10 protein-coding genes are annotated in these 12,858 nt (G+C 47.6%); 6 read left to right on the forward strand and 4 right to left on the reverse strand.

Annotation, left to right across the window (positions count from 1 at the left end; all coding sequences use genetic code 11):
- Nucleotides 1–58: 58 nt before the first annotated feature.
- Nucleotides 59–2,044 carry a ribosomal protection-like ABC-F family protein gene (gene abc-f / locus ACYVEA_RS01480; protein ID WP_461111527.1) on the reverse strand — a complete coding sequence of 662 codons (1,986 nt, stop codon included), beginning with the start codon at nucleotides 2,042–2,044 and terminating at the stop codon, nucleotides 59–61.
- Between the two features lie 316 nt (nucleotides 2,045–2,360).
- Here abc-f and ACYVEA_RS01485 point away from each other — a divergent pair, with 316 nt between their 5' ends.
- Nucleotides 2,361–3,005, forward strand: coding sequence for a 3-keto-disaccharide hydrolase (locus tag ACYVEA_RS01485; RefSeq protein WP_461111528.1), 645 nt, complete (start codon nucleotides 2,361–2,363; stop codon nucleotides 3,003–3,005).
- Nucleotides 3,006–3,123: 118 nt separating this feature from the next.
- Here ACYVEA_RS01485 and ACYVEA_RS01490 read toward each other — a convergent pair whose 3' ends face one another.
- On the reverse strand, nucleotides 3,124–4,116 hold the full coding sequence (locus tag ACYVEA_RS01490) for a gluconolaconase (protein ID WP_461111529.1): 993 nt from the start codon (nucleotides 4,114–4,116) through the stop codon (nucleotides 3,124–3,126).
- A 147-nt stretch (nucleotides 4,117–4,263) separates the two neighbouring features.
- Here ACYVEA_RS01490 and ACYVEA_RS01495 point away from each other — a divergent pair, with 147 nt between their 5' ends.
- The 4 genes from ACYVEA_RS01495 to meaB all read left to right on the forward strand — a co-directional run bounded on the left by ACYVEA_RS01495 (nucleotide 4,264) and on the right by meaB (nucleotide 7,507).
- Nucleotides 4,264–4,623, forward strand: a complete 360-nt coding sequence (locus tag ACYVEA_RS01495) for a hypothetical protein (protein ID WP_461111530.1) — start codon at nucleotides 4,264–4,266, stop codon at nucleotides 4,621–4,623.
- Between the two features lie 119 nt (nucleotides 4,624–4,742).
- A complete protein-coding gene (gene queA / locus ACYVEA_RS01500; RefSeq protein WP_461111531.1) occupies nucleotides 4,743–5,786 on the forward strand; it encodes a tRNA preQ1(34) S-adenosylmethionine ribosyltransferase-isomerase QueA in 1,044 nt (347 codons plus the stop codon).
- Between the two features lie 58 nt (nucleotides 5,787–5,844).
- Nucleotides 5,845–6,516, forward strand: coding sequence for a 2-C-methyl-D-erythritol 4-phosphate cytidylyltransferase (locus ACYVEA_RS01505; protein ID WP_461111532.1), 672 nt, complete (start codon nucleotides 5,845–5,847; stop codon nucleotides 6,514–6,516).
- A gap of 4 nt (nucleotides 6,517–6,520) precedes the next feature.
- Entirely contained in the window at nucleotides 6,521–7,507 is a 987-nt protein-coding gene (gene meaB / locus ACYVEA_RS01510) for a methylmalonyl Co-A mutase-associated GTPase MeaB (RefSeq protein WP_461111533.1), read from the forward strand.
- A 134-nt stretch (nucleotides 7,508–7,641) separates the two neighbouring features.
- Here meaB and ACYVEA_RS01515 read toward each other — a convergent pair whose 3' ends face one another.
- Nucleotides 7,642–8,037: a hypothetical protein gene (locus ACYVEA_RS01515; RefSeq protein WP_461111534.1), complete on the reverse strand. Its 396-nt coding sequence runs from the start codon at nucleotides 8,035–8,037 to the stop codon at nucleotides 7,642–7,644.
- A 62-nt stretch (nucleotides 8,038–8,099) separates the two neighbouring features.
- Entirely contained in the window at nucleotides 8,100–8,615 is a 516-nt protein-coding gene (locus ACYVEA_RS01520) for a hypothetical protein (protein ID WP_461111535.1), read from the reverse strand.
- Between the two features lie 1,122 nt (nucleotides 8,616–9,737).
- On the opposite strand from ACYVEA_RS01520, the gene ACYVEA_RS01525 reads away from it, so the two are divergent.
- A complete protein-coding gene (locus ACYVEA_RS01525) occupies nucleotides 9,738–12,845 on the forward strand; it encodes a SusC/RagA family TonB-linked outer membrane protein (protein ID WP_461111536.1) in 3,108 nt (1,035 codons plus the stop codon).
- The last annotated feature ends 13 nt before the right edge of the window (nucleotides 12,846–12,858 follow it).

Consider the following 12,858-nt stretch of genomic DNA (forward strand, 5'->3'; position numbering starts at 1 on the left):
CAAAAGCCGGAGGTAATAAACGCTCCGGCTTTTGTTTAGTAGACTAACAGACAATAGATTATGCCAATTTCTTTTCCCATTCTTCAGCTTCCAGCATCGCCAATTCCCACTCGTCCTGTAGCTGATTGATTTGGGCTACTACGTGTCGGTACTCGTCATTTTTGGCCTGCATCAGCTTATCATCGCCGTAGGTGGCTGGGTTGGCCAGTTCGGTTTCCAGCCATTTCTTGCGATCTTCCAACTGAGCAATTTTGGTTTCCGACTCCTGGGCCTGACGAGTCAGATTCTTAAGCGTTTTCTGCCATTCCTTGCGTTCATCCTCCGATGCGCGACCATTCGTGGCTGACTTCCCGTTGGTTGAATGACCATTCGCAGCGGGAGCCGGACTGGTTACGGGTTGCATCTTCGAGTTGTCGACGGGTTGTTTCGATGGCACAATGCCCTGCGCTTTGCGCTCTTCCTGCCACCATTCATATTCGTCGTACGTGCCTGGATATTCTTTAATCTGCTCGTCTTCGATGTACCAGATTTTGTTGGCAATCTGAGACACGAAATACCGGTCGTGGGAAACCACTACGTAGGTGCCTTCGTACTGTTGCAAGGCCTGAATCAGAATATTCACCGATTGCATGTCCAGGTGGTTGGTCGGTTCGTCAAGCAGCAGGAAGTTCGCTTGTGAGAGCAACACCTTCGCCAACGCCACGCGCGATTTTTCGCCCCCGGACAGCACTTTGATTTTCTTGAACACATCGTCGCCCGAAAACAGGAAGCAGCCCAGTACGCCACGCAGTTCACCGTCCGATTTGGTTGGGTTCGCCTGTTTGAGTTCGTCCAGCATCGAATCATCTACCCGAAGCGACTCAAGCTGGTGCTGGGCGTAGAAGCTAAACGATACGTTGTAGCCCAGTACGCGCTCACCGTCGATGGGCTCAGAACCCGAAATGATCCGTAGCAGTGTCGATTTCCCACGTCCGTTGGCACCAATCAGGGCCACTTTGTCACCCCGTTCGAGCCGGGCCGTGGAATGGGTCAGGATGCGTTTCTCGCCGTACGCTTTCGAAATATCATCCAGGTGCAGAATGTGACGACCGGGTTGCTGCGAGAAATTAAACTTGAAATTGACTCGTGCATTGCTGTCGATCACATCGTCGACAAGCTCCATGCGTTCGAGTTGTTTCACCCGACTTTGCGCCTGTTTAGCCTTTGACGCTTTCGCCTTAAATCGTTCGATAAACCGTTCCGTTTGCCGGATTTTGGCCTGCTGATTTTCAAAAGCGCCTTTCTGAATCTCATTACGCAGCGCCTTCTCTTCCATATAATAGGAGTAGTCGCCCGCGTAGTAATTCAATTTAGCGCCCGATACTTCGACAATGGTATCAACCACATTATCAATGAATTCACGGTCGTGGGAAACCACGATTACGGCACCTTCGTAGTTCTGAACGTATTTTTCAACCCACTGAATAGACGGTAAGTCCAGGTGGTTGGTCGGCTCATCGAGCATCAACAGCGAGGGCTTCTGCAAGAGCAACTTCGCGAGCATTACCCGCATCCGCCATCCCCCGGAAAACAACTTCAGCGGCCGGTGCAGGTCGTCGGTTGAGAAACCGAGCCCTTCCAGAATTTCTTCGGCTCTGGCTTGGATCGTATAACCATCAAGGGCATCGAATTCTTCCTGCGCCTTCCCTAATTTATCAACCAGATCGTCGGTGTAATTGGTCTCCATTTTGTGGAGCAATTCCTCGATCTTGATTTGCAATTCATTCTGCCGTTCAAAGGCCTGCATGGCTACGGACAGGATGGAGTCGTCAGTCTGATAGGATAGCAAATCCTGATTCAGGAAGCCGATGGTTACGTCACCTGCTTTCGATATAGTTCCTCCGTCGGCCTGGTATTCGCCATTTATGATACGTAGTAACGTAGACTTTCCGGTACCGTTCAGCCCAATCAGACCAATTTTTTGGTTTGGCTTGATGTGTAGCGATGCATTTTCATAAAGCGCCCGGCTACCGAGATAATAAGAGAGATTTGTAATGGAAATCATACCGCAAATTTACCAAAATTAGAGCAGTGTTCTTGCATAGAATCAGGCAGTTTTGGGAGTAGGTCTGGTCTTAGTGAACAAATAAATGGCTCTTTTTCAGCCTAAATCAGAATTATGACAATTATAGTTCTGATTTAGCTCACTTTTTTACACTGTAGGGCTATTAGCCAAACGACGTAGAACGGCTTTTTGACCTCCTTTTCTCAGGCCAGTAAACAGAGCCAAAAATTTATGTGCTATACGTAATATGATTAGTTTTTGCCGCTTTTATGCTTTTGATGATGGACGATTCTAAAACACAACTCGCCCTATTCTTATGAAAACTCGATTGACTCTTTTAGCGGCCACGCTCGTAGTTGGTTTCTGCATCAGCTTCATCAGTCACCCCAAGGCCGACGGCTGGGTCAGTATTTTTGACGGCAAGACATTTAACGGCTGGAAAGTCGGTGACAATGCCAGCACGTTCAGCATTAAAGATGGCACCATTATGGTGGCCGGCCCACGGGCACACTTGTTTTATGAAGGCCCTGTCGGTAACCACGATTTCAAGAACTTCGAGTGGAAAGCGCAGGTTAAAACGATGCCCGGCGCCAACTCGGGTATGTTCATTCACACGGCGTATCAGGAAACGGGCTGGCCTTCTCAGGGGTACGAAATCCAGGTGAACCAGAGCCATACCGACTGGCGTAAAACAGGCAGCGTTTATTCCTTTCAGGACGTAAAAGATGTGTTCGTGAAAGACAACGAATGGTATACTGAACAAATCACGGTGCAGGGTAAGAAGGTGACGGTCAGAGTTAACGACAAGATCATCAATGACTACACCGAACCTGACAGCCTGAGCGCGCCCGGCCGTAAAGACAAACGCCATTTGAGCCATGGCACCATTGCTCTGCAAGGCCACGATCCCAAAAGCGTCATCTATTACAAAGATATTATGGTGAAGGTATTGCCCGATTAATGCTAAATACTAACATGAAACACCCCTAAATCCCCTGAAGGGGACTTTGCTCGCACTTAGATATAGTTCCCTTCAGGGGATTTAGGGGTGTTTTGCGTAATTTCTGTTTCAGAACCAACTACCTGAACTGCTGAATACTATATCCATTAGCCTGAAGCAACGATGGATTTTTGGCGGCTACGGCGGCACTTACTTCACCGATGCGGGCATTAATGGTGTAAATCCTGTCATTAAACAATACGCTGGTCGTTGCCTGATCATAGCCGACAGAATCTGTTTTGACAATAGAAGCGGTTTTCCAGCCGTCCGTGCTACGTATCTGCGAGACTTTATTCCGGCCGTTCACTACGTATAAATCATTGTTATACAGCAGCATGCCATCCCCTCCCGGCAGGTTCACGCCCGTTATTTCTGTAATCCTACTTGGATTGGTCAAATCCACTTTAAACAGCTTTCCCTCGTTTGCCTTTACCACAATCAGGTACTTACCGGGGTGATAAACGATGCCATTCAGGTTGATTGTCCCCGGCGCGCCCGAGAAAAGAGGGGAATTGATCAATATGCTGGGGCGTGTTGTATCAGCGGGTACTTTATAAATGACCGACGCGAAAGAATCTGTTACATAAGCGTTTCCAAGCGAATCGAATGCCATGTCATTCGCATAATGACTCGCATTTGGCATCAGGGTAGCCAGATTAATCCGGCGCAGCGCCTGCCGTGTATTAAGATCGTAAATGTAGAGACCAGCCGTTTTACCCGTCGTTTGGGCTGTACTTTTAGTCGACACACCCTGATCGCCATTGCATACATACAGACGGCCATCGTGTATTTTCATGCCAAGGCTACTGATAAGCAGGCTGTCTGTTATCAGATCGGCATACCGTCCATTTTGATCTACCGTACCAATTTTTCCCTGCGTAATGGAGCTGACCAGGAACTTGTCGAGTAGCGTGGAGTACGTAATACCTTCGGGGTACAGGCGACTGGATGAGAAAGCAATACGTTCGGGCGTAACCGGGGCATTAAATTCAGGATCGTCGGTGTTGCAGGCCGTCACCCACAACGTGATAAGGCACAGCAAGCAGGCTGAATAGGTGCTACGAAGAATCATCGGAGACTATAATTATTGACTAGACCAGTACTTACCTAATAATCTTTCGGAGGCAAATGTTTCATCAGGTGCGTACCACACTCCTATTAACCTTAAAACTATCCGGCCTATTATGCGTTTTATTAGGAACACAAACTCTCTACCGTTATGAAACATTTCACCACCCTAACCGAAGCGATGGAAGACCTTCGGGCTCGCGGCTACACGCACGAGTTTGGCCCAAAAAAAGATTTTCTGGAAGAAAAAAGTACAGAGACGAAGCTGAAAGGCGAAGAATTTACTGTCGATGAATTTCATCGGTTTGAAGGTACATCGGACCCCGGCGATGAAATGACGCTGTATGCGATTACGGCCGCCAATGGGATGAAAGGTGTTTTCGTATCGGCTCAGGGTACATATGCCAACGAAGTATCGCCCGAATTAATGGCAAAATTCAACGTTTCGGACCGTGCGCATGTTAACACGGATGGTGCGGTTAAGCCAATTAGCTCAATAGAAACGCACTAATAAGGCATTTATTCGATATTTGCAAGAAAATCACCCGGAACATGTCAAATTTTCCGGGTTTTTGACTATATTTGCGGCCTTTACAAAAAATACGCCGTTCTTTTTCGTGCTGATACACTATGAAGTTATCCGAATTTAAATTCGATTTACCCGAAAGTCTAATTGCCAAATACCCAGTTGAGCGGGGTGAATCACGGTTGATGGTCGTTGACCGGAAAGCCAAAACCATTGAACACAAGCAGTTTTCGGATATGCTGAGTTATTTCGGCGATGGCGATGTGATGGTGATCAATAACACCAAAGTTTTTCCGGCGCGGCTCTATGGCAATAAGGAAAAAACGGGTGCCAAAATAGAAGTATTCCTCCTGCGCGAATTAAACCGCGAAATGAAGCTCTGGGACGTACTAGTAGACCCAGCCCGTAAAATCCGCGTTGGCAATAAACTCTACTTCGGTGACAGTGATCTGGTCGCTGAAGTCATTGATAACACCACGTCGCGCGGCAGGACCATTCGTTTCCTGTTCGATGGCAATCATGAGGAATTCATGAAAGCAGTAGACGAACTGGGCGAAACACCCATTCCCCGCGAAATGAACCGCGAAGCCGAAAGCGCTGACCGTGACGATTACCAAACCGTTTTTGCGCAGCATGTTGGCGCGGTAGCCGCCCCAACCGCTGGTCTGCATTTCACGCGTGCCATGATGAAGCGTATGGAAATTAAAGGTATCCATTTCGCTCCTGTTACGTTGCACGTTGGCTTGGGTACGTTCCGTCAGGTAGATGTGGAAGATCTGACCAAACACAAGAGTGATTCGGAAAACTACCGTATTCCCGAAGAATCGGCGCAGATCGTTAATACAGCACTGGACGGCGGTCATCGTGTCTGTGCGATTGGTACTACGTCCCTCAAAGCTATTGAATCGTCCGTATCGGCTAATAGCCGCCTGAAGCCGGTTGAAGGATGGACAGATAAATTTATTTTCCCCCCTTACGACTTCAAAATCGCTAATTCCCTGTTAACCAATTTACATTTGCCTGAGTCCATTTTGATCATGATGACCAGCGCCTTCGGCGGTCACGAATTGATTAAGGAAGCGTATCAGGTAGCCATCAAAGAGAAATATCGTTTCTTCAGCTATGGCGACGCAATGTTGATTATTTAAGGAAGCTGACAGTCGTTAGTCGATAGTCGTTAGTATTTTTGGTCTTTGCTTCGTGCTGATGACTGACAACTATCGACTATCGACTAATTTTTTTGCCATTATCGTTGCCGGGGGTAGTGGTAGCCGGATGAAGTCCGACGTACCAAAACAGTTTTTGCTGCTCAAGGGTAAGCCCATTCTTCAACACACTATTGAGCGATTTCTGGCGGTTCCGCTGTCAATCCAAGTCATTCTGGTTTTGCCCGCCCGCGACCAGTTTAGCTGGCAGACGCTCTGCGATCAACACAATTTCCATCCGGCAATCCAGACCGTAGACGGTGGCGTAACCCGTTTTCAATCCGTACGTAATGGACTGAATAGCATTCAGGCAGAAACGGGTTTGGTCGCTGTACACGATGGTGTCAGACCGTTCATTTCTTCGGAAATCATTGAGCACAGTTTCGAGACAGCCGCCCGCACAGGATCGGCGGTGACGTGTGTGCCTGTCAAAGATTCCGTTCGGGTTGTTGGCGTCGATGGCGTCAGTCAGGCGGTTGATCGTAGTCTCTATCGGCTGGTTCAAACACCACAAACCTTTCAATTAGATTTATTCAGGCAAGCCTTTCGAAGCGAAGAGCAACCGTTTTTTACCGATTGTGCCAGTGTTATGGAATTCGCCGGTTTCCCGATTACGCTCATCGATGGGTCATACGAAAATATAAAGATTACGACACCCGACGATTTGAAGTAATCCTATGCGCCAACGTCTCTCACCTGACCACTATGTTACTGGCATCCTCGCTGGTGATCGACTATTGCTCAGTCGGGCCATCACGCTCGTTGAAAGTCGGCGTCCCGACGATCAGGCGTTGGCACAAGCCGTGTTAAATACCATTTTGCCCAAAACAGGTCAGTCGGTTCGGATCGGCATTACCGGTGTGCCGGGTGTGGGCAAGAGTACCTTCATTGAAGCTTTTGGCACGTATCTGACGACCCTCGGGCATCGACTGGCCGTCCTAACCGTTGACCCAACCAGCCAGCGTTCAGGGGGGAGTTTACTAGGAGATAAGACCCGTATGGAAACGCTGTCTATGAATCCTGCTGCCTATATTCGGCCTTCCCCAGCAGGGGATTCATTGGGGGGCGTAACGCACCGAACTCGTGAGTCAATGCTGCTGTGCGAAGCCGCCGGATTCGACGTAATTGTGATAGAAACCGTTGGTGTCGGGCAATCCGAAACCGTTGTGCATGGTATGGTCGATTTCTTTTTATTGCTAATGCTGGCTGGTGCAGGCGACGAATTGCAAGGGATGAAACGAGGCATTATGGAACTGGCCGATGCACTGGTTATTACCAAAGCGGATGGTGATAATCAGCTACCTGCTAACCGTGCCCGTGTTGAGTATCAAAATGCATTACACCTGTTTCCACCAACCGATACGGGCTGGTTCCCCCCGGTCCTCCTGTGTTCAGCCCTCAACGGCGTGGGTATAACGGAGGTTTGGCAAACCATTCAACAACACCAGCAACTCACTACCCGGAATGGCTCCCGTAACCGCAGACGCCAGCACCAGCAACTGAGCTGGTTCCGGTCGTTACTACGTCAACGAATTGAAGGTCGGTTTTACGAACTGCCAGGTATACACGACCAACTTGCTGCGGTTGAAAACCAGGTAAAAAATGGAGTTTTGTTACCCGCCCCGGCTGTGGATAAACTTCTCAATCCATTGTCTAATCGTTGACCCAATGATTCTTCCTGAGAAAACAAAAGCCATTCAGATGATCTGAATGGCTTTTGTTTTCTATCTACTTACCTGATTTTTAGTTGGATTAGACCAATCCAATCGGGCAGCTTAATTAATTTTATTTCATAAAACTACGAGTTTCCCAACGTACGATCGGGTTCGTTAACGCGCGTTGCCGGAATGGCACCTTCGCCGGTGCTGCGATTCCAGTCGGCGTCATCTACGGTTACTACGTCTTCGGCATCGGTTGAAATAGGTGGTTGGCCCCAGGATGCCCGTTTCGACTCTTCAATTTCCGCGCTGGTTATACCTTTCTCGTCGTCAGCTTCTGCAACCAGGGAATCTGCCTGGGCTACATCACCCGGTACGTCGGTGTCGCTGCTACCGGCAACACGCGAAGGCAGTTCATTATCCAGATTTTTATCATTCAATTGCGCCAGCGCGGGGGGAATACCCATTGTGTTGTGCATAGCCTGAGCCGCATGTGACTCGGTACTTTCTTTGCGAGAATTGCTACTTACGCTCATAACGTTAATGGATTAAGTGGTTGAGTATATGAAAAGAAAACAATCACCTGCTGATAGGGTAATCAGTAGGTTGGTTGATTATTGAGGTCTGTACCCGTTTCGGCGACATCTTCTTCACGCTCCTGCTGAGTCGTGTCGTTTTTATCTGTTTTCTCGGGGTCGTTCTGTTTTTTGGCAGCTTCCTGTGCTTTCGGTGTACCTACCTGATCAGCAGACCCATAGTCATCGGGGCCACTGGTCGTTACGTCCACCATAGCCGTGTTAGATTTTTGCCCATCGGCAACGGCGGCATTCATGCCTTCCTCTGTTACTTCAAGCGTACTGTTGGAATTGTCTTTCATCCGCAGGATACCATTCTTACTATCCATATCGGTGCTGGCCATACCCCGTTCGTTTCGGCCATCCTGCCCACCCCGGATCTGCTGGCTATCTGTGCCATTAGCCGAGTCTTCCTGTTCGTACTGATTTCTGTTATCTTCAACCGGTCTGTCAACATCGGCATCATCAGAGCCAAAAGGCCCCTGTGTTCGTCCAGCTATATAGGCACTATCATGTTTTACATCCTTTTCATCTTCCATGGCGTTGAGTCAGCTAATGTCATAGAATAACTCAGTTTTAGGTAAAAAGTTTGGCATTTCTTATGCGCATTCAGGTAGTCTGGCTTACAGACATAAAATAGATTCAGTCAGCCGATCCGTGCATATAAATTCTGGCATTTTAGCCGGATAGCCTACCGAAAAATTAATATATATACCGAAAAATATACTTTTACAAAGCATATTATGACTTTAAGAAGATTAGGTCTTACTTTTAAGTGAGTTTACAAATGAGTTAGTAGGCACACGGAACGTTTAGTCAGTGACAGAAAGCTCCTTAAAAATTACTACGTATCGACCCGTTATTGAAAAACGTGTTTTCTTAATATACAGCACTTTAATAGTTGGATAAAGCGTAATGCAGAAAGCGGGTCGACAATGTCGACCCGCTTTTTTGTTACTAAATCAGACATTTCTCAACAAAGTAGAATAAGTAGAATAGCCCGGCTTCATAACAGTAGACTATACTATATTTTATAAATAAATGATAATACGGCAAGATATTATAGGGCTATTTTAAAAAATAAACAAATTATTAGTCACAATGTTATAGGGAACACATAGTTAGATTTAATATAAAAATAAGTAAAATCACTTAATAGTACAATCAGTAGATACCCGTTTATCTTTTATAAAATTTTCATCATTGAGTAGTATTTTGTTACTTTTAAAGCGACTTTTGAGCCATATCCCTAGACATAACCGATTATTTTATATCAAAAAAATTTAATTTAGGGTTAAACTTAAGTTAAGTTAGTATTGCATTTGGACCTTACTTCATCAACAGTTATGAAAAAAATTATACTTCGAACTAACGTCTTGCTTATAGACTGTAGCAAGACGCTACTGTGCCCGCTCTCTACCAGCTCAACTGGTTTTCGAGGTCAATCTTTTTAGCCCTGACCTATTACGTCTTCCAAACTAGTTACCATTTGTAACTTAATGATTATTCGTTGTGCAACGAACGGGGATACGTACCACTAGACAAATCTTCCTACGACTGAATTATCCTGTTTGTAGCATGCAACAAAAGTCACGGATATTGTCTCTTTTCCTTTTCATGTAAAAATTTATCAACAAATTCATTTCAAACACAATTCATCCATGAGAAAGCTTCTATTTGGACTCGTGCTACTTAGCTCAATAAGCTATTCCTATGCACAAGAGCGAAGCGTGACAGGCAAAGTCACCACCGCTTCGGATGGGGCAGCCCTGCCCGGGGCCAACATCCAGATTAAAGGAACTACACGGGGTACAAACTCGGACGCGGACGGAAATTACCGTATTAACGTACCCGATAATGCTACGCTTATCTTCAGCTTTATTGGCGTTGAATCACAGCAAATACCCGTTGGGTCGCAAACGACGATCAACGTTTCGCTGAAAGCCGACACCAAGCAATTGAACGAGGTCGTTGTAACGGCCTTAGGCGCTTCCCGGGAAAAACGAACCCTGGGGTACTCAGTCTCCAATGTAGGGGGTGATGCCCTGACCCGGTCGGGCGAGGCAAACGTGATTCAGGGCCTGGCGGCTAAAACAGCCGGTGTTATTGTCACTAGCGCAGCCGGTACACCAGGCGCTTCGAGTAAGATTGTGCTACGTGGCCCATCGACGTTTACGGGGGAGCAACAACCCCTTATTGTGGTCGATGGCGTACCGATCAATAACGAAACCGTTACGTCGTCGGCAGGTGATTACCCTTTTAATGCCAACCTCGGCGGTGTCAATAACTCGAACCGGGCCTTGGACCTTAACCCCGACGATATTGCGTCGGTTACGATTCTGAAAGGTCCGGCGGCTGCTGCCCTGTATGGCGCTAGAGCGGGTAATGGCGCTATTGTCTACACGACAAAAAAAGGACGTAGCCAGAAAGGTATTGGCGTAACGGTCAGCTATCGGCTGGAGCTTTCGCAGGTCAATAAATTACCTGATCTGCAATCGATTTACGCCCAGGGTTCAGGTGGCAAATATTCAACGGCGGATGCGGGACCCGACCAGCGATTTAATACAGCTGACGACGTTGCCGGGGGTACACCCAACAGCTGGGGACCACTGATTTCGAGTGTTCCAGGATTACAGTCGTATGACAATCCTGGCAACTTCTTTAAAACAGCCACCTCCCACACCACAAACGTAGCCCTGGTGGGTGGCAACGATAAGGGGAATTTCCGGATCTCGTTCGGGAATTTGATTCAGAATGGCGTAGTGCCCAATACCGACTACAAACGGAACACGCTTCGGGTTACTGGCGAATCGAATATGACCGATAATTTGAAAATTGGCGGTACGGTTAGCTATATAAAATCGGGCGGTATTAAAGCCCAGAATGGTAGTAACGTAGCAGGCGTCATGTTGAGTTTACTACGTGCTCCGGCATCGTATGACCTACGCAATTACGAGTTCCCTAAAACTGGGTTCAATAATAACTACTACGCCTTCTACGACAATCCATTTTACACGGTCAACAACAACCCGTTTACGGACGATATCAACCGGGTATTAGGCAATGTATACCTGAATTACCACCGGAATGCGCACTTCGATTTGACGTACAAAATTGGCGCTGACGCCTACTCTGATGCCCGTCGGCAGGTTTTTTCCGTTAGTTCTAATGGAGATGACAATGCCCAGACATATGGACAGGTCAATTATGATAATATCACCAGTCGCGACGTGTATTCTGACCTGATTCTTCGGGGTGAACACCGGTTCAGCGACAAGTTTGGCGTCAACTATACGCTGGGTAATAACGTTACCTCGTTCAACTTTACGGACAATTTCTCCCGCGGACGTAATCTCTCCATCCCTCGCTTCTACAACTTGGGCAATGCGGCTGAGTTGTACGCATCTAATTCAGCAACGCGCAGACTCACCACGGCTGTTTTCGCCCAGGCAGATTTTGATTACGCCAACCAATTGTATTTATCGCTGACAGGACGTAACGAATGGTCATCTACGTTTGACCGCACGCGGAAGAACAATTTCTTCTACCCCTCAGCTTCCCTGGCCTGGGTATTCACCGAAACCGTGTTAAAGAACACGCCCATTTCGTTCGGTAAAGTTCGGTTAGCGTATGCTGAGTCGGGGATTCCGCCAGTGACCTACCGCACCCGTACGTATTTCAGCAAGCCCTCCTTTACGGATGGATTTACCAACGGACTAAACTTCCCGTATGGTGGCGTCAATGGGTACTCCTATTACAATGGCGTCGTGGGAACGCCCGACCTGAGGCCTGAGCGTGTGAAAGGGCTGGAAGCTGGGATTAACCTCAGATTCTTACAGAACAAGATTGATCTGGACGTAACGGCCTATCAACAAACAACAGTTGATATTCTGCTCACACGCCCAACGGCTCCTGGCTCTGGTTTCACGGCTACTTATACGAACTCCGGCCAACTACGTAACCGGGGTATTGAAGTTATGCTGGGCATCAACGCCATCAAAACACCAAGCTTCTCCTGGGACATCAACATAAACTGGTCGAAGAACGTCAGCAAAGTGCTGCAGTTAGCAGATGGTGTAAACGAAGTTAGCCTGGAATCTGCCTTCAATGGCATTGGTGGCTACGCTATTATTGGGCAACCGCTGGGTGTGTTGTATGGCACCAAATGGCAACGTAACGATGCCGGTCAGTTAATTATCGGCTCGAATGGTATACCCTTGTTGCAGGAAGCTCAACAAAATATCGGCAATCCGTATCCGAACTGGCTCAGCAACATTCGTAATACTTTCACATACAAAGGCATTACGTTAACAGCGCTGATCGATATTCGTCGGGGCGGTGCCATCTGGAACGGTACGTATGCGCGGTTGCAACGCATCGGCCGCACGCAGGAGTCAGCCGACCGCGAACGTACCTACGTTATTCCAGGTGTGATGTCAGATGGTTCAGCCAATACGACAGCCGTTTCGGCGTTAAATTATTTTGGTCAGTATCAGGGTGATGGTGGCGGAGCGGCCGAGCAATTTGTCGAAAACGTGAACTGGTTCCGTTTGCGTGAAGTGGCGCTGAGCTACCGGCTTAAGCTAAAAAAATACATCGACTATGTCGATTTCTCGGTATCAAGCCGGAACCTCTATCTGAACACAAACTACAAAGGAGTGGATCCAGAAACGAGCCTGACGGGCGCTGGCTCTAACCTGCAGGGGTTTGATTATTTTAATAACCCTGGCACCCGTTCCTACATTTTTGGCGTCAACTTCGGATTTTAATTTCCTTAACGAC

The organism is Spirosoma jeollabukense, from assembly GCF_054777855.1.

Bases quoted from the DNA above. Each gene is read 5' to 3' on its own strand.
- abc-f (WP_461111527.1), bottom strand. From the start codon at position 2,044: ATGATTTCCATTACAAATCTCTCTTATTATCTCGGTAGCCGGGCGCTT.
- ACYVEA_RS01485 (WP_461111528.1), top strand. From the start codon at position 2,361: ATGAAAACTCGATTGACTCTTTTAGCGGCCACGCTCGTAGTTGGTTTC.
- ACYVEA_RS01490 (WP_461111529.1), bottom strand. From the start codon at position 4,116: ATGATTCTTCGTAGCACCTATTCAGCCTGCTTGCTGTGCCTTATCACG.
- ACYVEA_RS01495 (WP_461111530.1), top strand. From the start codon at position 4,264: ATGAAACATTTCACCACCCTAACCGAAGCGATGGAAGACCTTCGGGCT.
- queA (WP_461111531.1), top strand. From the start codon at position 4,743: ATGAAGTTATCCGAATTTAAATTCGATTTACCCGAAAGTCTAATTGCC.
- ACYVEA_RS01505 (WP_461111532.1), top strand. From the start codon at position 5,845: ATGACTGACAACTATCGACTATCGACTAATTTTTTTGCCATTATCGTT.
- meaB (WP_461111533.1), top strand. From the start codon at position 6,521: ATGCGCCAACGTCTCTCACCTGACCACTATGTTACTGGCATCCTCGCT.
- ACYVEA_RS01515 (WP_461111534.1), bottom strand. From the start codon at position 8,037: ATGAGCGTAAGTAGCAATTCTCGCAAAGAAAGTACCGAGTCACATGCG.
- ACYVEA_RS01520 (WP_461111535.1), bottom strand. From the start codon at position 8,615: ATGGAAGATGAAAAGGATGTAAAACATGATAGTGCCTATATAGCTGGA.
- ACYVEA_RS01525 (WP_461111536.1), top strand. From the start codon at position 9,738: ATGAGAAAGCTTCTATTTGGACTCGTGCTACTTAGCTCAATAAGCTAT.